We start from the raw sequence: 20,751 nt of genomic DNA on the forward strand, positions 1-20,751 counted from the left end.
AGCAGGGTTGGTGGCCCGAGTGACCGGCATTGTCGGGGCTGGTTCCGCAATACGTTCGGACAGTTATCGTGTAAGTTCTCGGTCGAGGGGTTAGGGTAAGTGACGGATCGTTGCATCGATATTTCCGATGTCATCGAGATGATTCTGGCTCAGTCGCAACGCGTTCTCGATTCATATCGAGCTGATCCGGGGTTAATTCAGGAACACGCCAACGGGGAACGGCGAATCAGCCAAGGCGGATATGGTGCTCGTCAGTTGTACGAGTTGGTTCAGAACGGCGCGGATGAAATGCGCGCAAAGGACGTCGGTGGCCGAATCCATGTCGTGCTGAACAAGAAGTATCTGTACTGTGCGAACCAGGGTACGCCGGTGACCCCGGACGGGGCCGAGACGATTCTTCGGATGTCGGTGTCGCGTAAGCGCGGCGGGCAGATCGGCCGTTTCGGAGTCGGCGTGAAGTCGGTGCTCTCAGTGAGCGACGCTCCCCAATTCTTCAGTGTGACGGGTTCTTTCGGGTTCGATCGGGACTGGTCGGCGGACCTGATCCGGGCGATTCATCCTGATGCCGACGAAACACCCGTCTTGCGTATGGCGCGTGCGATCGACGCCGACCGAGAGAGGGCCGAGGACGCCATCCTCGACGAACTGATGGCCTGGGCGACGACTGTGGTTCGGCTGCCGTTGCATCCCGGCGCGGCGGCGCGGCTCGGAAGCGATATCAAGAATTTTCCGGCGGCCTTTCAACTCTTCTCCCCACATGTCGGTCAGTTGGTGCTGGAGGACCTGCGGTCCATGCCCATCCTGCGGAGAAGGATCGGCACGACGGCTGAGGGGCTGCGCCGGGAACTTACGGAGGGACAGACCGGCGCGAAGACTGTGAACACTGACTGGAAGGTGTTCACCGCCGTCTACGTCCCTTCGGACGAGGTTCGAACCACAGCGGGTGAACTGCACGATCGCCCTGAGATCGACCTCGCCTGGGCGGTGCCGGACTACCGTGATTCCGGGGCAGGCACCCTCTCGGTTCCGGCCGGGCGTGGCACGTTCTGGTCGTTCTTCCCAACGGAATTCGATACGACGCTGAGCGGAAACATCAATGCGGCCTGGAAGACGAACGAGGACCGGCAGGCCATCCTGAAGGGGAGTCGCCTCAACGTCGAATTGATCGACGCCGCAGCGCGTCTCGTGATTGCTTCCCTGCCCCAGTTGGTGGATCCGGTCGATGCCGCCGCATACCTGCACCTGCTGCCCGGCCGGTCGAAGGAATCACCGAACTGGGCATGTGAGCAGCTCACCGAGCGGGTATGGAAGCATGCTGCCGCCATGCCCTCGCTGCCGGACCAGGAAGGGGTCTTGCGGAAGCTGGAGAGGTTGAACGTCCATCCGGACGGTCTGCACCGATCGTGGTTGGAACTGTGGGCACAGTATTCCGGCCGCCCGGCGGACTGGGTTCACCACTCCATCGACGCGCACCGCGATCGGCGAGGCAAGGTCAATCACATTTTCGAGGCCGCCGGGAAGAAGAGCCTGCGGGGTGTCAGGGAATGGCTCGAGGCGTTGGTGAGTGATGGGACTGCGGCGGCATCGCAGATCGCTGTCACGATCCTCGACGATATGATCGCGCGGGGATACGACGGTATGGACGAGGCTCGTGGGGCACGGATCATACTCACCGAGCGCAATGGCCTGGTGGCCCCGGTAGCCGGGCAGGTCTTCCGTAGGGCCGGAAACGACGGTCTCCGAGATGATCTGGTGTACGTCCATCCGGCGGTGGCGGATGAACCGCTGATGGCTGGAAAGCTCTCTCGGCTCGGTGTTCACGAAGCTGATCATTCGGGTCGTTTCGCGGCCGTCCTCGACCAAGGCTTCGCCGATTACGGCCCGGACTCCTGGCTTCGGTTCTGGGAACTGTTGCGAGCCGCTGGATCGGGCCGATCGGTCTCATTGGTGAAGTCGAAGGTCGCCGACCCGCTCTCGGTGTTGCACGTCCGGACCATCGACGGCGAATTGCGGCCCATGCGTGATTGCCTGGTGCCCGGAAAAGTCGTCCCCGCCGACGGCTCGCGTGACGTGAACGTCGCGATCGACATGCGAGTACACGGGGATGACCGGACGAGCTTCCTCGCGCTCGGGATGACCGACGTGCCCACCGGCGATCATCGACCCGAAGGCGAAGAGTGGTTCGGTGCCTACCAGGAGGCGCTGTACAAGGACTATTGCGAAAACCATCTGAGCAGTACGGCCTCCCGGCCGGCGCTCTCCCGTTTCCGTTTCGAAGGTGCGCCAACCGCGGGTCCACTGCGCCTGTTGACGAAGCTCTCACCGATGGGTCGGGCAGCTTTCATCGAGCAACTTCCCGATGACGGCGTGGTGCGCAACTGGACGCTTCAGTTGGGTAAGGACCCGTCCACCCGTCTCGCCGTTCCGTCGCCTCTGAACTGGCTGATCACGGCAGAGGGGCACTTCAATACATCCAAAGGACTGGCACGGCGGAACGCCTGTGTTTCGCCGAGTTTGGCGAAGCATTCGAAAGTCCTTCCTGTCGCGACCATCAGCCTGGACAAGGCCGCCAAGCTCGAGCTTCCCGACACGCTGGAGAAGCTGCCGCTCCCGGTCTGGAAGTGGATCCTCGAGCAGGCGGCTGAGAGCGAGGACGACGAATACATCGGTGCTGCCTACGCCCTGCTGATGCATGCCCCGGAAAAGGTTTTCACCCTGGTGGACGTCGCCACCCGCTGCCGGGTTGGCCTCGGCTGGGATAACCGGCCCGATAACGAGATCGCGATTGCGGCGAACCGCAGTGACTTCGACCTGCTCGTCACCGAAGGGTGCCCAGCGATACTGGCACCCGATCCGGCGACAGCGGAGACGATGGTCAACACGTGGGGGATGCTGCGCCCCGCCGACGTGATCTCGAAGGAGACCCGCCACGTACTCGACGGTGACCCGATTCCGTTGGTGGAGGCGTTCCCGGCCCTGCGGCAGAGGTTCGGCAGCAATATCGGATCCGTCCAGTATTGCTCCGAACTGGAGCAGATCACCCGGACCCCCAATGGTGCACACGCCGAGCCCCTGTCGGTCGCGAAGCAGGGTACGACCGTACTGCTGCTGCGCCCCGCTGATGACGTCGATGCCCTGACCAAGATCGATGGGGTCCTCGGCTGGGGTCTGGGTGCGGCCGGCTGCCGGCGGCTGTTGGAGCGCCATCAGGTCCGGATGGCGGAGTTGGAGCGCAACAAGGCGATTCAACAGGTCAAGGACGCGGACAGCGTCATCGACAAGGTGCTACTGCTGATCGGTGAGGACGCACTGCGCGCTGGTCTCCCCGAGGGACTGATCGAAAGCGAGTTGGCCGAGAACCCCGGTCTGCAACAGCATCCGCGCTGGATCGCCGAATTGGCGTACAACGCGCACGGCGACGAGATTCTCAAGCAGCACAGAACCGCGATCGACCTGCCGAACGCACCGGTGAAGTACGACGGCTCGCAGTCCGCGCTGAGGTTCGTATCGGACTTCGGGTTTCCGGACTCTTTCGCCGGAGCGAAGGGTGTCTCGCTGAGCCCGCGTGTTGTTGTCGACGGACCGATGGAGTTCCCGCGCTTGCACGAATACCAGGAGCGAATGGCATCGAACCTGGTGTCGTTGTTGCTGGAACCGAGGCCGGCGCGTGCCATGCTCTGCCTACCCACCGGCGCCGGTAAAACACGGGTTACGGCCGAGAGCGTCATCCGCTGGGTCAAAGAGGTGGGCGATCTGACCGGGCCGATCCTGTGGATCGCGCAGAGTGAGGAGCTGTGCGAGCAGGCGGTTCAAAGCTGGAAATTCGTGTGGGAGAAGGCGGGCGCCGAGACCAAGCTAGTCATCAGTCGACTGTGGTCGTCCAATGGCGCGACGCCTACCTCCAGCGGGCCGCATCTGGTGGTGGCGACCGACGCGAAACTTGCGATCTGTCTCGAAGAGGACGCCTACAGCTGGCTCCGACGGCCGGCGCTGGTCATCATCGACGAGGCGCATGTGGCGCTGGCGCCTTCGTACACCAAGCTGCTGGCTCAGGTCGGAATCTCCCAGCGGGAAACCAGCCGACACCTGATCGGATTGACGGCGACCGCGTTCCGTGGCCGGAACGAGGAAGAAACTCGAAGACTAGTGCAGCGTTTCGGTGATCGACGACTGGATCGCGGCGTATTCTCCTCCGACGATCCGCAATCGGCCTACCGGGACCTTCAGGAACTCGGCGTTCTCTCCCGGGTCGAGCATCGCGAGATCGACGGTGGTGAACTGAAGTTGTCCGATAAGGAGCGTGTGGATGCTGCCAGATTCAGCGTCCTGCCGAAGGCCGCCGAGCAGCGACTGGCCGACGACCACGGCCGAAACAACCGGCTGCTCAACGAAATCGAGGCGATGCCCGACGACTGGCCGATTCTGCTCTTCGCCACTTCGGTAGCGCACGCGAAGCTGATGGCGGCCAAGTTGAACGGTCGCGGAATATCTGCTGCCGCAATCGATTCGGCTACGGCGCCTGCTGCTAGGCGTGAGCGAATCGAGGATTTTCGCAAGAAGCGGGTTCGGGTGCTCACCAACTACGGCGTGCTGACCCAGGGGTTCGACGCACCGGCTACCAGGGCAGTCGTGGTCGCACGTCCGGTATACAGCCCGAACATGTATCAGCAGATGATCGGTCGCGGACTTCGTGGACCGCGCAACGGCGGTGACCGCACCTGCCTGATCCTCAACGTCCGGGACAACGTTGCGAACTTCGGCGAGGACCTGGTGTTCACCGAGTTCGAATATCTCTGGAAGGGGGCGCCGTGACCGAGGACGTCTATCGACATAGTCACCCGCTCACGGCCGAGCAGCAGGTGGTTGTCGACCAGCCCTGGGATGCGCGGGTTCTCGTTACGGCCGGAGCTGGTGCAGGCAAGACGCATACACTGGTGCGTCGCCTCGACGCACTGATCGCGCGTGAGGAACTGGCCGCCGCGGAGATTCTGGTGCTCAGCTTCTCTCGTGCTGCGGTCAAGGAGCTTTCGCGCCGCATCGCACGACATGCGGTATCTGCCAAGCGTGTTCGCGTCCAGACATTCGACGCCTGGGCGATCTCGCTGCTGGTCGATGTCGACGAGGACGGTGACTGGCGGAACCGGCCGTTCGACGAGCGCATCGAGGCCGCGGTCGAAGCGATCGAGCGCGGGTTCGCCGATGATTGGTATGGCGATGATCTCGCGCATATCGTCATAGACGAGGTGCAGGATCTGCTGGGATCTCGCCGGCGCATGGTCGAGGCGCTGATCACTCGGTTCCGGCGCGCGGGTCTGACCGTCGTCGGTGATTCCGCGCAGGCGATCTACGGATTCCAAGTGGAGGATCGCGGCGAGCGTGCCTTCGAGTCCAACCGCTTCGTCGAATGGCTACGTGCCCACAGTGGCTCCGATCTGGTCGAATTGCAGTTGTCCCGCAACTTCAGGGCCCGCACGCCGGAGGCGCGCACGGCGTTGTCTCTGGGAGCGGATGTCGGTCGGCTGTCCGGCGACGACGTGGCAGCCAGAAAGGACGCCGAGAGCATCCATCGACTGCTCCGCGATCGACTATCGGCCGTAGAGTCCTTCGGTGCACTCGACGATGAGATGACCCTTGGCGCGTTGGCCGACTTTCCGGGCAGCTGCGCGATTCTGACCCGAAACAACGGACAGGCATTGCTCATCTCGGAGGCGCTGCGGGACAATGGAATTCGACACAATCTGAAACGGGCCGCGACCAGCCGTCCGGCCCCCGGCTGGCTCGCGGACCTCTTCGATCGTGCGGGCCTGACGGTCAACGAAGCCGAGCTGAAAGAGCTTGCGGCCGAACTCCTGATCGGCTCACCGGACACCACCCCCGACGAGATCTGGCGAGTTCTACGAAATCTGGCCCGCGAGCGACGCCGCGGCGGCGGAACGGTCACTCTGGATGCGATCCGGCAGGCGATCGCCGAGCGTCGAATCCCCGACGAACTTGTGCCGCAGCCCGCCGAGCCGCTGACCATTTCCACCATCCATCGGGCGAAGGGCCTCGAGTTCGACCGCGTGATCATCGCAGTACCGTCAGACAGATACTCGGGCACGGATGCCGATCCAGCCGAGGACGCACGGCTCCTCTATGTCGCGATGACTCGGCCGCGTGACGACTTGTTCCGGATCGATGAGCTGACCAGGCCTCCCGCGTTGATGCGCAAGCACAAACGTATCGATCGCTGGTACCCCGCCAGCATGGCCAAGAGCAAACAGTGGTGGCGTGGAGGAATGGAGGCACTCGGCAGTGACGTGGACGCCTGCCTTCCGCCGGGCACTGGTGTCTTTCCAGCAGATCCGGTCGAGCTGCAGCACTATCTGCGACGGGTAGTGCATCCCGGCGATCGGGTCGAGTTGCGCCTGCTGGAAGGTTCGGCGCCGGACGACGGCGCGGGTCCGGAATACGTCGTCTATCACGCTGATCGACCGATCGGCGAAGCCTCGGAGCAGTTTCGGATCGATCTTCACCGGCTCCTCAAACTGGGGCGGGATTTCGTTGTCCGACGGTGGCCGCAGCGAATCGTCGGGATAACGGTCGACACCATCGAAGCGGTCGCCGGTAGTCAGGCGCTGACCGAGCGAGCGGGCTTGGGCGACAAGGGAATTTGGCGTGTTCCCCGTCTGTGTGGCCTGGGGCGCTTCCACGACTGGACAGAGTTCGAACAGATCGGAGACGGCGATGGCGCATGAGGCCCACTACCGAGTTCGCGACGCCATCTGCGAGCGTGTGGTTGCGGATCTGTTCGGTCCGGCTGGCGGTCCGGAGGAAGTATTGACCGACGATCAGCCGGTCACGGCGTATCCGACAGGTGTGCTGTATCCGCAGCAAGCGGACTCGGCCGCGGACAGCGAGATCGCGGCGGAGGAGGATGGACCTGACGCTGCAGCGGGCGTGTACCGCGATCCTGACGAAGCCGGTGACGTCGGTGTAGCACTCGCAGGACGTCGGCGGCCCTCCTCGATGGGATTGACGTTCGCTGTCGATCTCGGGGCCGCCGACGCAGTGACCGTCGAGGTCGCCGCGTCGCGGTATCGACCGCGGGACCATGCCGGCAATCCGATCCAGGTGCAGCGGGCGGAGTCACGCTCCACCGGCGAACAGCTCGAACACTGGCGGCGTGAAGCACTCTCACTCCCGACCGTCGCGGTGGATCTGCGGCAGCAGGGCAAGACCACTTCCTTCGAACTGGGGCACGACCTGGAGTTGCGGGCTTTCGTGCGCCGCGCCGATCCGGTCAGCGGCCATGTCACGGTGACCATTTCGCTGATCAACGCCCGTCATGTGGACCGCTTCGCGCTGCAGGATGAGTTCTGTGTCTTTCAACCATCCATCCGCGTTTCCGGGCCCACAGGCACCGCGCCGATCGTCGAACGGCATACGAACGAAGGGACTTTCGACAGCGAGCTGAGTCTGAGTCGCCTGCTGTACCGTTACGCTCCGATCTTCGCGAGAGGCCATGGTTGTACGGTTGAGTGGCAGTGGACGCCCCCGAGACCAGGAGAGTGGCCGGACTCGTCGGCTGCGCGGGTGGCCGCCGTATGGACTACGTTCGTTCCTTCTGTCGATGTTCTGCTGACCGACTCGAATCCCGATATCAACGACAGTGCTCTCGCCATGGCTGATCTGGGCACGAAACCTCTTCCAGCGGTCGTACAGGCGTTGGATGCCTTGTTGGACGGGTACAGCGCGTGGATCCAGGACCGCGATGTGGAGCTCGGCCGCTTGGTCGGCACCGAGTACTTCGATACGGCCGAAGAACAGATCCGGCAGTGCACGGAGGCGCTCGATCGCATGCGATCGGGTCTGCGGCGAATCGAGCAGGATCCGCATGTCTTCCAAGCCTTCCAACTGGCCAACCGCGCCATGGTGTCGCAGCGGGCGCAGGCGCAGTGGGCGCGCGGCGGCCGGGTCGGAAGACCCGTCGAGGACGGGCGCTGGCGACCGTTCCAGATCTCCTTCGTCCTGCTGTGCTTGGAGGGGATCGCCGAGCCGGATCACCCCGACCGAGGAGTGGCGGATCTGCTGTGGTTCCCCACCGGCGGCGGTAAGACCGAAGCCTATTTGGGCCTGATCGCCTTCACGACATTCCTACGTCGACTACGCGACCCCAAGGAGGGCGGCGGTGTCACGGTGCTGATGCGGTACACGCTGCGCCTGCTGACGCTGCAGCAGTTCGAACGGGCGGCGACCTTGATCTGTGCGATGGAGGAATTGCGGCGGGCCGAGCCGGACCGGCTGGGGGAGGAGGAGATCTCCATCGGAATGTGGGTGGGCGCCTCGGCCACGCCCAATCGTCTCGCCGACGCTGTCACCAGCCTCGATCGACTTCGGCAGAACCTTAAGGTCCAGGAGAAGAACCCAGTCCAGCTGCACTCGTGCCCTTGGTGTGGAACCCCGCTGAGTGCTTTCGACTACACGGTCGACGAGGCGAATCTCCGGATGTACATCCGTTGCCCGAGTGTCGACTGCGCCTTTCACAGCGGATTGCCCGTGCATGTAGTCGACCAATGCGTGTACGACGCGCATCCGACACTTGTCATCGCGACGGTGGACAAGTTCGCCTCGATGGCTTGGCGGGAGAAGACCGCGGCGTTGTTCAACCGGGACCGCGGACCGGAGACGGCGCTACCCGAACTGATCGTCCAGGACGAACTGCACCTGATCTCAGGTCCGCTTGGCACACTGACAGGTCTCTACGAGACAGCCGTGGACGTGGCGGCCGGGAGACCCAAGGTGATCGCCTCCACCGCGACGATCCGACGTGCCAGTGATCAGGGCAAGCAGCTGTTCAACCGGGTGACTCGGCAGTTTCCGCCGGCGGGGCTCGATGCTCGTGATTCCTGGTTCGCCGTGGAGAGTCCTGCCGAGTCCAAAGCTGCCCGTCGCTATGTCGGACTGCTCGCGCCGGGAACCAGCCAGACCACTCTGCTGATTCGCGCGTACGCGGCACTGCTGCATGCGGCGAACACCGTCGAAGCGGACGACGAGGTCCGGGACGCGTACTGGACGCTCGTCGGATACTTCAACAGTCTGCGCATTCTGGCCGGTGCCGACGTCCAGGTCCATGATGACGTCGTCGGCCGGCTCGAAGGCCTCGCGCGGCGGGACGGTTCGGCGCTTCGCGGCGATCTCGAACACACCGAGCTGACCAGTCGAGCGGATGCGACGCAGGTCCCGGAACGTCTTAAAGCCCTCGAACGGCGCTACCCACATGCTCTGGATGTCATGTTGGCTACCAACATGATCTCCGTGGGCGTCGACGTCGATCGACTCGGGCTGATGGCGGTGATGGGACAACCGCAGACGACCGCGGAATACATTCAGGCGACCAGCCGTGTCGGCCGTAGGCATCCAGGACTCGTTGTGGTGCTTCTCAATTCGACCCGATCGCGTGACAGATCCCACTACGAGAACTTCCTGGGGTTCCACTCCGCGCTCTACCGGGAGGTCGAATCATCCAGCGTGACACCGTTTTCGGCCCGATCCCGAGACCGCGGACTACACGCGGTGCTGGTCGCCTTGACACGGCTGATGATACCTACCGCCCGGCCGAACGGGGCAGCCGCGAACATCGCGGAATTTCGGGACGAGGTAGAAGGCGTCAAGAAGACGTTGCTCGAGCGCGTCGACCAGATCGAACCGGGCGAGAGGGAGCACACCGAGCAGGCCTTGGACGACATCATCGACTGGTGGTGCGAACTTGCCGAGAACAAACCGGGATTGGTTTACGAGGCCGATAAGCGGCACCCGGATGCGCTGTTGGGAACCCATGACGATCCCGAGGACTTTCAACGCATCCCGACCCTGTGGAGCCTCCGCGATGTCGACGCGGAATCCGCCCTGTTCATGAGGAAATGACTTGAGCCCACTACCTTCTTCCCCTGGTCGAAGCCGAGGCGGCCTGCTTCCGGAGGCTCGGGGATACCGCAGGATCGGCGCGGTTCGGCGCGCACAGATCATCACGACCTACGGTGTCGGATCGTTAATCGCTATCGACAACGGCTCGTATATCGTCGGCGGCCTCGACGATTGGAAGGTCACCGACGACCTCTCCATTCAGGAACCTCGTCTGGCCACAATGCTGGGTGTAGACGACTTCCGCCTGCCGCCCGCACCGCCCGAGTCCGGCAGCGACGGGATCAAGGTCCATCGATTCCCGGTGTGGTACTCGTGCCCCGGATGCGGCAGGCTGGCGCCCTTCCGAGAATTCAACTCACCCAAGGGCAAGAATGTCTGCGCCGAATGCGACGAGGAACTGACCCCGTCTCGCTTCATCGCGGCCTGCGCCAACGGGCACGTGACCGAATTCCCCTATCGTGCCTGGGTGCATCGCGTACCGGATGGTCACACCAACAGCTGCCAGGGCGCGTTGAGCATCAGGACCGCGGGCACGACCGCCTCTCTGCGGTCGGTGCTGATCTCCTGTGAGTGCGGCAAGACAGTCTCCATGGAAGGGTCCTTTCGCCGAAACGCGCTCTCCTCCTTGAAGATCAGGTGCTATGGAGACAGACCCTGGCTGGGTCAGCGGGACTCCGTGGAATGCACCGAACAGTTGCGGACGTTGCAGCGAGGCTCCTCCGCCGCATGGTATGCGGTCGTACGCTCCGCAATCTCGATTCCGCCGTGGTCGGAGGGCATCCACCGGGTCGTCGGACCGTACCTGTCGAGACTGGTGGGACGGTCCGACAGCGAGATCGCCAGCTTTCTCGATATCCAAAGAGTGCTCGCGAACACCAACTACACGACCCAGGACGTACTCCGGATCGTCCGTGACGCGGAGGAATCAGACGGCGACCAGGGGCCCGCACTGGACTGGCCGAGGTTCCTCCGGGAGGAGTACCAGCAGCTGCACAGCCACACTCCCGAACGCGACCGGCAACAGCATTTCGTCTGCGAACCCCCGACCGGTGACACCGAACCGCTTCGGCGGCATGGCATCTCGAAGTCGATGCTCGTGCACCGACTCAGGGAGGTTCGCGCTCTGCCGTCTTTCACCCGGATCACCGGTCCTGACGACGACAACGACAAGAAGCGGATGGCCCCGCTCAGCGTCACCAAGAAGAGCTGGCTCCCAGCCATCGAGGTGATCGGTGAAGGCGTCTTTCTCGATCTGACCGGGGAACGCCTGACAACGTGGGAAGCCGAGACGGACGTGATCGACCGGGCGAATGTCATCCGTACGAATCACCTGGCGGAACTCTCCGAACGCTCGGGCACACGTGTCACGGATTCATTCGTCACTCCGCGCTACCTTCTCCTGCACACTCTCGCCCATGCCCTCATCAATGAATGGAGTCTGGACGCCGGCTATCCCGCGGCCTCTCTCCGGGAACGCCTCTACATCGACGACACCATGGCGGGCATTCTCATCTACACGGCGACAAGCGATTCGGCCGGAAGTCTGGGTGGGGTGGTGGCTCAGGGCGAACCGGCCAGTTTGGTCCACTCACTCGAGGCGGCATTGGAGCGCTGCCGATGGTGCTCTGCCGATCCTCTGTGCATGGAGTCCGGCCCCGCCGGGTCCGGGGCGTTGAACCGCGCGGCGTGCCACTCCTGCGTGATGCTGCCCGAGACGAGTTGCGAGACGAACAATCGATTCCTCGACCGCGCGCTGCTGATCGGTGGGCCGGGGAATGCCGAGCTCGGGTACTTCAACAGGCTGTGAGTTGGTGGAGAGTGATTGGGCCATGTCGAAATCTGGGATAAATGGCCGTGGGAGGCCAAATGGCAGGGATTGGCCCACTCGTGGCCGGCGGGCGTGTCGGCGGCGTTTGATCTCGGTGGCGGCTTCGTTGGCGTAGGAGTCTATGGAGGTGTAGATGCCCACGGCTGCGTAGCGTAGGAGCAGCCAGCCGACAAGGAGGATGAGGTTCTGAGGGCGGCGGTCGCGGCGGAATACTGCTGGGGTGCTATGGAATTCGCGGCCGTCGATCTCGATGATGGTGTGGAGCTTTCGACGACCAAGTCGCCGATGTATTGCCCTACGGGGTGGTTGGCCAGCATGTTGACGCCGCGCTGCTTTAGGGCTCGGGTGAAGAGGCGTTCCGGTTCGGACGCTGCGTGGTTGCGGCTTCGGGCAGGTGTCGTCGGAAGGCGGCGCGGCCATGGATTGGGTTGTGGCACAGGCGGAGTGCGTCGGATGGGGCGACGGTGCGTCTCAGGTGCTCGTCGACCATGGCGTCAGCTGTGCGGTGCGGGAGTACGGTTGTGCAGTCGAGTAGGTGAGGACCGGGTGGGTAGTTGGGAGGTCTTGGGGTTCTGTGGACCAGTCGGCGGGAGGGGCGGCGGTAGAGGTGCAGCCGGGTTGGGGTCTTGCGGTAGGGGTTTGGCGGGACGGTTGCCTCGTACAGCGTCGGCTGTTCGGGAGTATGCCTTGGAGCCACGCCGCGGTGCGGGGGTTCAGCAATGCTTGGGGGAGTCAGGCGATGATGGCCTGACATCTGGCGATGGAATCCGGTGTGTCCGTTCAGTAGACGCCCGGAAGCAGGCGCATGTACGTACCTTGGCGGCACCTGTTGTCGACGCTACTGGGCGGGATCCTTCGGTGGTCAGCTCTGCGCGGGTTCGGATCATGCTCCGATGGTGGCAGATTGTGGCGGCGGTGATCGGCGTCGAAGCTGGGATTGCAGGGTTGTCGATCAGAGCGGGGATGTGGACAACGGGCTAGGTTTGTCCACAAAGATGGGTTTTGGGATGGGGAAAGGGTTAGCGTGGGCTATGACTTCCGATCAGGCGCCACCTGCTATTACGGACGTGCGGCGGAGCTTTGTCGAGGCGCGTGGGGTTCGGTTCCATGTGACCGAGGCGGGGAAAGGGCGGCCCGTGGTTGTGCTACATGGGTGGCCGCAGCATCACTACGTGTATCGGGAACTGTTGGCGGATCCACCGGAGGGACTGCGGATTGTTGCGCCGGATCTGCCGGGGTACGGGTGGTCTGGGCCTGCGCCGCATCGGTGGGCGAAAGACGATGTGGCCTCGGATTTGTTGGCGCTCATGGATGCTTTACGGCTCGACAAGGACGTGCTGCTGGTCGGGCATGACTGGGGTGGTTTTGTCGGGTATCGGATAGTGCTTCGCGAGCCTGAGAGGTTCAGGGGGTTCCTCGTTTTGAACATGGCGCATCCCTGGGCGCCGAAGGCGGATGTGGCTCGGCAGGCTTGGCGGTTGTTGGCTTATCAGCCGTTGATGGCGAGTGTGGGGGTGCCGTTGCAGCGGCGGACTCGGTTCTTGGAGTGGCTGTTCGGGGCTGCGACCTCGGAGGGACACGCGATGGATGCGGAGACGATCAAGGTCTTCGCGGACAGGTTCAGGGATCCGGTGGTGGCTCGGACTGCTACTGACACCTATCGGACATTCCTTCTGAAGGAGGTGCCGGCGTCCGTGCGGAATCCGGAGACCCGGCGGGCCACGGTGCCGCTTCGGGCGCTGTTCGGGAAGGACGACTCGGCCGTGCACTGCTCGCTTGCCGCGGCGGAGACGGCTCAGGCGGATGACTACACCCTGGAGTTGGTGGAGGGGTGCGGCCACTTCATTGTGGATGAGCAGCCCGAGTTGGTTCGGGAGCGGTTGATCGATCTGGATCGGGAGACTCGCTGAGGTTTCAGGCGTGCAAACTCTTTGACGCGGCTCGCTGACGTATCGGGTTGCTCGGGGCGTGGAAGGCATAGGTGACCTGCAGGTATCGGCGTGTGCGGCGGGGGAATGGTAGTAGCCGACGATAGGGTGGCGGGCGCGATTCAGGTTGGACGGCTAGAAATTGGTCAAGTGACCGACTAGTCTGCGGGAAAACCTGAAATGGAACAGGTTCACTCTTTGGCGGGTGCGGGCTGGTTCGCATTGTCGCGGGTGTGGAAGTGAGGATGCGATGACTCTGTCCCGGCGGGCTGTGCTGGTGGGGGCTGCGGTGGGCGGCGTGGGGGCCGGTGCGGCGGCGTTCGGTGCGAATATGGTTGGGGCGCAACCCATCAGGCATCGGGCTGCGGGGCAGGATTACCTTGTCGGGGTTGGGCTCGCGGATATCACCGGGGCCCCGGCGGGGCAGGGGATGATGGGGTACTCCGAGGCCGATCAGGTCACTACGGGGCTGTTGACGCGGTGTTATGCGCGGGCCTACGTCGTAGTGGACCAGGCTACGGGGGATCGGGTTGCGTTCGTGAATACGGACAATGCCTGCTTGTTCCAGTCGGTGCATCTGGTGGTGATGCAGCAACTTCAGCAGCGGTTCGGGGATCTGTATACCGAGCGGAACGTCAATCTCAATGCGACGCACAACCACAACTCGTGTGGTGGTACCGCGCGGGAGTACGCGTATTCGCTTGCGGCCATGGGGTTTCAGCAGAACTCGCACGATGCCGAGGTGAACGGGATCGTCAAGGCGATCGTTGCGGCGCACGAGAATCTCGGGCCGGGGTCGATCATGCTCGGCCGGGGGGAGTTGCACGACGCCAGTGCGAATCGGTCGCGGGTGGCGTTCGAGGCCAATCCGGACGAGGACAAGGCGGCGTTCCCGGATGCCATCGATCCGCAGGTCACCGTGCTGCGATTCCGGCAGGGCGGCAAGGATGTCGGGGCGATCACGTGGTTCGCCACGCACGGCACCTCGCTGACCGATCGCAACACCCTCATCTCGGCGGACAACAAGGGATACGCCAGTTATCGCTGGGAGCACGACGAGATGGGTGTGCGGCACCTGGACGGCGCGCCGTCGTTCGTGGCCGCGTTCCCGCAGACCAATGCGGGCGATATGACGCCCAATCTATGGATCCGGCCCATGCATCCGTCGGGGCCGACCGAGGACAATCGCACCAACTGCGCCATCATCGGTGAGCGTCAATATCAGGCGGGCCGAAAGGCTTTCGACGCCGCGACGCCGATGGGCAGTGCCGGCGTGGATTCGGTGCTGCACTATGTGAACCTCGCGGACACCGCCATCGACGGCGACTACACCCCGGATGGCAAGCCCGCCCGCACCTCGCCCGCCATGATGGGCGCGGCGGCCATGGCGACCAGCACCGAGGACAACTGGAACTCGCAGCTGTCGTTCCTGCAGGAGGGCGACGCCAATCCGATGGTGGCCGCGCTCGGCGGACTCAACTCGCCGATCGAAGACTGGATGCGAGATGTGCAGGCGCCCAAGCTGATTCTGGCCCCACTCGGGGTGCTGCCGCCGCGGCCGTGGGTGCCGCAGATCGTGCCGCTGCAGCTGATGCGCATCGGCGATCTGGTGCTGGCCTCGGGGCCGTCGGAGTACACGGTCGTGTCGGGGCTGCGAATCCGGCGACTGGTGGCGCGGGCACTGAATGTGCCGCTGGAGAACGTGCTGCTGCAGGGCTACGCCAATGGCTACTGCGGATACGTCACCACCCCTGAGGAATACGCCTCCCAGCAGTACGAGGGCGGCGAAACCCTGTACGGGCGTTGGACGCTCTCCGCCCACATGCAGGAATTCGACCGTCTGGCAAAGGCTTTGGCGGCACGCATCGACCTCGGCCGCGGCCCGGCCCCGCTCGACTGGGCCTTCGGATTGCAGCCGAACCTGCTGCCGCCGGTCCCGGCCGACCTGCCGCACGCCGGACGCGCCTATGGTGACGTTCTCACCCAGCCTGACGCGAACTACGGTGCAGGACAGACGGTTTCGGTGGAGTTCGTCGGCGCTCACCCCAACAACAACTTCCACCTGGATGGCACCTACTTCGAGGTCCAGCAGGGCTCCGGCGATGACTGGCGGCGCGTCTACGACGACAATGACTGGTGCACCGAACTGCACTGGTCCCGCCCGGACGGCCAGCCTGCCGCCTCCACCATCAACATCCAGTGGACGGTTACGGACAGTGCCCCCGCGGGCCGCTACCGGATCCAGTACACCGGTGACAGCCGTGACGCCGGCGGAACGGTCAACGAATTCACTGGAACATCGGCGGAATTCGTGATCGGCTGATCCCATGGTGTTTGTCCGGCCCGCCGACGTGGCGGACGAGAAGTTCCTGTGGGCCATGCTGTTCGAGGCGTCGTATGCCCGCGATCGGGGCATGGTCTCGCCGGACGAGCTGATGGATCAGCCGAAGCTCGCGAAGTATGTCCAGAACTGGGGTGCCGCAGGTGACCTCGGTGTGGTCGGCGGGTTCGACGGCGTACTGCTCGGTGCCGCATGGCTGCGCCGGTTCACCGCCGAGGACGCGGCTCTGGGGTACATCGACAGCGACACCCCGGAACTGGCAATCGGTGTCGCGCCCGAGAGCCGTGGCACCGGACTGGGAACGGCGTTGATGACGGCACTCCTCGACACCGCCCGCGAACAGTACGACGCCGTGAGTCTGAGTGTCCGCCTGGAGAATCCGGCCCGGCGGCTCTACGAACGCCTCGGCTTCGTCGACGTACCGGGATCGGAAATCCTCAATCCGGCCGGAACCACCAGCATCACAATGCTTCTCCGCTTCCGCTGATCGACGGGCCTTCGCTGATCGACACAACGCCACTACTCTGACCGGGCTGCAGCGCAGCCTGTTGGCGTCGACCATTCGCCGTCCGCCTGTCGGCCGACCAGCCCTGGACTCCAGTCGATCAGTGCTGCGGTGCGAGGTCGAACGCCATCCGCCCTGGCGCAAGATAGTCGTCGCGGTCCAGCAGCATCCGGACCTCCGGCCGCGCACCCTCCGGCATCCGCGCGACCTCCTCATGCAGCGGCGTCCGGAACGCCTCACCCCGGGCGGTGATCAACGGCAGCCAGTTGTCGTGATGGTTGGGCACGAACACCTTCGGCCGTAGCGCCTCGATATAGCTGCGCGGGTCCCGCAGCCCATTCGTGAACTGGTTGTACCCCTGCACCGCGCCGATATGCACATCCGAGGCGGGCAGCGTGCGCAGCACATCCAGGACGTGCGGCGCCTTGTCCAGCAGCGGGCCGGAGGAATCATGCCAGGTCAGCACGAAATCGCCGAGCCGGAACTGGTACAGCAGAACTCCGCCCTCCGGCGCGAGCAGATTGCGCGCCAGGTGTCCGGCGTCGGCCAGCCCCGGCGGATAGGCGCGGATATCACACAGACAGGGCTTGGGCCGCACGGGTGCGGAGGCATCCGCCCCCTCGTGCCGCGGTGTCCGCGCCGAGTGCAGATGGCGCACCGCGGTCACCGAAAGCCCCGGCGCGAGCTCGAAGTCGTAGCGGTCGCCCGGCGCGGACTTGCCGGAACCCAGTTCCTGACAAGCCAATTCGGCCCCGCCCACCTGCTTGCGAGCCGTCGCGCAGTGCTCGGCGGTCCCGTGCACCACGGCCCCGCTCGCCCGCGCGATCGCCCCCGCATCGGCCGCGTGATCGAAATGCCCATGCCCGATGAAGATCGCCGCCGGATCCAGCGCCGCGACCTCCTCCGGCCCGGTCGGCACATACCCGGACGTCGCCCCGCGCGGCACCCACGCGTCCAGCAGAAACACCACGCCACCCATGGCCACCGCGAAACTGGCACACCCGAACCAGGACACCAGCACCTGATCCTCCCGCACCGCACCGCTGACCGGGTCCACCGCCGCCTCCCCGAAGAAGCGCTGACGTGCGGCAATGGTCTGACTACTGGCCACCCGGTACCCCTTTGTCTCGCGTCACAGCGGACGCCGACCGCCGCCGCCCCGCATTCTGCCTCCATCCGCCTGACCTGTCACCCGACCGCCCTCACCCCCGATCCCCGCGCAACGCTCGGCCCGTCGGGGACCACGGTGGCATCCGGAGTGGTGGATCGGGTTGTGCTGCCGCCCGCGGTCGCGGCGCGCCCTGCCCGCAGCCGGAGCACATCGCATATGCACCCAATTCCTACCCGCACTGCGGTCGACCGAATCTCTTGGCCCGATGGCGCGAGCACGGTTGCAACATCGCCGGCAACGATGGCGCCGGCCGCATGGCGACCACGTGATGGTCTTCGACACGTCTAGCTCGAGCCTCAGCGACATATTGTGCGGTGGGACGACAGCGGGCGCCGCTGTCGTCGTCAATCGCCGGTCGTCATTTTCGCGCCGGCAGGGGCAGCGCCTATCCACGTGGAGCGACGGGTTCGCTGCTGGGCGTGCGGCCGTACTGGAGTGTGGACGCCACCCATCAGACCTTCGATCGTCCGAACTTGCTGAGGTTGAGGCCGAGAGGGTTTCGCCGCCCGGTTCTGGAAGTTGGCGCAATCGCATCTGTTCGATGGTTGACACCCCGATTCCGGCGGTAAACCACTGCCTCACCGATCGGCTCGCTCGTCGGCGGGGACGGGCCGACGGGCGGCCTCGACGAAAGCAAGGAGCGGGTTGTCAAGGGTCGCTCGCACACTCGTGGAGGTAACCGAGACCTTGCCGTTGCCGTGGGCTATCGGTTGGTGAATCCTGGAATCACACCGTGACGAAGCGGTCGGTAAATGTTCAGCCTGCTGTTAATCAATCAGCGTTGCATCGTATTCAGAGGTAGCTGAACGACGGCTGCTCCGAGGGCAATTGGGGGCCCATCATGTACAACGACGTGCATGCGGCCGCGCGGGAACGCGATGACCACAAGTACACGATGCGCATCAGCCGGCTGGCGATCGACAAACTCGGCATCCGGCTCTACGACAGGGTCTCGGCGGTCCTGGCCGAACTCATCGCCAATTCCTACGATGCCGACGCCACCGAGGTCGAGGTCGTGCTGCCGTGGGGTGCGATGCTGGCCGGAACCGTCAGGGCCGCAGACGAACCGGCATACGAGATCGTCGTCTCCGACAACGGGCACGGGATGACCGCGGAGGAGATCAACGAGCACTATCTGATGGTCGGATCCGACCGGCGCGTGCGCACCGGGTCCGATCTGTCCCGGGAACGGCGGCGGCCGGTGATGGGGCGCAAGGGAATCGGGAAGCTCGCCGCCTTCGGCATCTGCCGCACCATCGAGGTGATCACCGCGGGCAGCCGGGACGACGACCGGACCCCGCTGGGCTGGAACGTCTCCCACATCGTGATGGACCTCGACGACATGCTCTCCGACACCGAGAGTGACTACTTCCCCCGCCCGGGCCGGCTGGACGGCACGTTCGCCTCCCAAAGGGGCACCACCGTCATCCTGCGGAATTTCTTTCGCAAGCGGGTGAATACGGGCACCGAACTGAACCGGCAGCTGGCGGCCCGTTTCGGCATCGAACGCGCGGACTGGCGGGTGGAGGTGCGCAATGCCATCGGCCCGGAGAGCTTCATTCTCAGCCAGCTGCCGATCGACGTCATGGAGGAGACCCGGATCGACGCCGGCCGGGTGCCGGTGCGATTCGGGCGGCAATTCCTGCCGGTGACGGGCTGGATCGCCTACTCGAAACAGCCGTACCGGGACGAGGCGATGGCCGGGGTCCGCATCTACGCGCGCGGCAAGATCGTTGCGCAGACAAGGGATTTCGGCATCTCTTCCGGATTCACCGGCGAATTCAAACTGCGCTCCTATCTGGTCGGCGCCATCCACGTCGACTGGCTCGACGATGACGACGATCTCGTCCGCTCCGACCGCCAGGACATCATGTGGAGCTCCCCGCGCGGTGAGGCGCTCGCGCAGTGGGGCCGGGCGCTGATCAAGGAGATCGGCAGGCTCGGCGAGAAATCCATACGCCGCCGGGTCTGGGAGGAGTTCGTCGAGCGCTCCCGCATCCACGAGACCCTCGACGCCATCGCGCCCGGCGACCGCGTGTTCCGCGACTCCGTCCTGGACGCGGCACGAATCCTGGTGGCGCACAAGGATCGTGCCTCGATGGACGATCCCACGCACATCGAGAACATGCTGCGGCTGGCGCTGTCGCTGGGCCCGCAGCGCAGCCTGCTCGACACCCTCAAGGAGATCGCCGAGGACGCCGACCCCGCACTGGACGTGGTGGTCGCGCTGTTCGAGCGGGCCCGGGTGGCCGAGATCTACTCGCTGGGCCAGATCGCCAGTGAGCGTGTCGCCGTGGTGAACCGGCTGCGCTCGCTCATCGACGACCGCCGCTCCCTGGAACGACCCTTCCAGGAGCTCATCGAATCCGCCCCCTGGCTGCTCGCCCCCGAGTGGACCCCGCTGGGCATGAACGAATCCCTCAAACGCGTGCGCGCCAGCTTCGAACGCTGGTACGCACACAAATTCGGCACCCCGCTGGTGACCACGTCCATCGGCAGCGAGAAGCGCGAACCCGACTTCGTCCTGCTGCACGACTCCGGCGAACTGTGGATCGTCGAGATCAAGCGCATGGACTACCACCTCACCGACGAGGAGTACAACCGCGCCGTCAACTACCTCTACGAACTCGACCACTTCCTCGACGAGAACCCCCGCATCGGCGCCCAATTCCCGCGCCGCCGCCTCACTTTCATCGTCGACCACATCGACAGGCTCGGCCCCGCGTCCCTCTCCTCCCTGGTCAGCGACCACCGAGTGGACCGCCGCACCTGGCGCGAACTCCTCGACGCCACCCTCCGAGCCCACCGCGACTTCCTCGAACGCGTGTACACCATGCGAGATCCCGAAGCCGACGAGGAAGCCCCGCCCGAGAACATGCGAGCAGGCTGACCGAATCGTCTGCCACCCGCACCGCACGGTCAGCGCCGGGCCGAAGGGGCACGGCCTGCGTGACGCGGCAGTGCGCGATGCGGGGCGCGGGGGGGGGGAGGGGGGGGGGAAAGGGAGGGGGGAGGACACGGGGGGGAGGAGAGGAAAAAGAGGGGGGGGGAAGAAGTTGGTTGGGGCAGTTT

The 20,751-nt window shown here is 64.6% G+C and carries 10 protein-coding genes; 8 read left to right on the top strand and 2 right to left on the bottom strand.

Going from position 1 to position 20,751, the window contains the following annotated elements:
• The first annotated feature begins 99 nt into the window (after positions 1 to 99).
• Positions 100 to 4,812: a DEAD/DEAH box helicase gene (locus ACFXN1_RS10190; protein WP_379442172.1), complete on the top strand. Its 4,713-nt coding sequence runs from the start codon at positions 100 to 102 to the stop codon at positions 4,810 to 4,812.
• A complete protein-coding gene (locus ACFXN1_RS10195) occupies positions 4,809 to 6,737 on the top strand; it encodes a UvrD-helicase domain-containing protein (protein ID WP_379442173.1) in 1,929 nt (642 codons plus the stop codon). The genes ACFXN1_RS10190 and ACFXN1_RS10195 overlap by 4 nt, the downstream gene beginning before the upstream one ends.
• Positions 6,738 to 7,176: 439 nt before the next feature.
• On the opposite strand, the gene ACFXN1_RS10200 is transcribed toward ACFXN1_RS10195, so the two are convergent.
• Positions 7,177 to 8,046 carry a hypothetical protein gene (locus ACFXN1_RS10200; protein ID WP_379463541.1) on the bottom strand — a complete coding sequence of 290 codons (870 nt, stop codon included), beginning with the start codon at positions 8,044 to 8,046 and terminating at the stop codon, positions 7,177 to 7,179.
• A gap of 12 nt (positions 8,047 to 8,058) precedes the next feature.
• On the opposite strand from ACFXN1_RS10200, the gene ACFXN1_RS10205 reads away from it, so the two are divergent.
• The 5 genes from ACFXN1_RS10205 (at position 8,059) to ACFXN1_RS10225 (ending at position 16,490) form a co-directional block, all read left to right on the top strand.
• Positions 8,059 to 9,906, top strand: coding sequence for a helicase-related protein (locus ACFXN1_RS10205; protein WP_379463542.1), 1,848 nt, complete (start codon positions 8,059 to 8,061; stop codon positions 9,904 to 9,906).
• Position 9,907: 1 nt separating this feature from the next.
• A complete protein-coding gene (gene drmB / locus ACFXN1_RS10210; protein WP_379442176.1) occupies positions 9,908 to 11,713 on the top strand; it encodes a DrmB family protein in 1,806 nt (601 codons plus the stop codon).
• Between the two features lie 1,052 nt (positions 11,714 to 12,765).
• On the top strand, positions 12,766 to 13,644 hold the full coding sequence (locus tag ACFXN1_RS10215) for an alpha/beta fold hydrolase (protein WP_379442177.1): 879 nt from the start codon (positions 12,766 to 12,768) through the stop codon (positions 13,642 to 13,644).
• Between the two features lie 268 nt (positions 13,645 to 13,912).
• The gene (locus ACFXN1_RS10220; protein ID WP_379442179.1) at positions 13,913 to 15,985 is read left to right on the top strand and encodes a neutral/alkaline ceramidase; all 2,073 of its coding nucleotides are present in this window, start codon (positions 13,913 to 13,915) and stop codon (positions 15,983 to 15,985) included.
• 4 nt (positions 15,986 to 15,989) lie between these two features.
• Positions 15,990 to 16,490 carry a GNAT family N-acetyltransferase gene (locus ACFXN1_RS10225; protein WP_379442180.1) on the top strand — a complete coding sequence of 167 codons (501 nt, stop codon included), beginning with the start codon at positions 15,990 to 15,992 and terminating at the stop codon, positions 16,488 to 16,490.
• Between the two features lie 118 nt (positions 16,491 to 16,608).
• Here ACFXN1_RS10225 and ACFXN1_RS10230 read toward each other — a convergent pair whose 3' ends face one another.
• Complete coding sequence (locus ACFXN1_RS10230) at positions 16,609 to 17,619, bottom strand: MBL fold metallo-hydrolase (RefSeq protein ID WP_379442181.1); 1,011 nt, start codon at positions 17,617 to 17,619, stop codon at positions 16,609 to 16,611.
• Between the two features lie 901 nt (positions 17,620 to 18,520).
• Between ACFXN1_RS10230 and ACFXN1_RS10235 the strand changes: the two genes are divergently transcribed.
• Complete coding sequence (locus ACFXN1_RS10235; RefSeq protein ID WP_379463543.1) at positions 18,521 to 20,569, top strand: ATP-binding protein; 2,049 nt, start codon at positions 18,521 to 18,523, stop codon at positions 20,567 to 20,569.
• The last annotated feature ends 182 nt before the right edge of the window (positions 20,570 to 20,751 follow it).

It is taken from the genome of Nocardia sp. NPDC059154 (genome assembly GCF_042755705.1).
In the GTDB taxonomy this organism is placed as follows: Bacteria; Actinomycetota; Actinomycetes; order Mycobacteriales; family Mycobacteriaceae; genus Nocardia.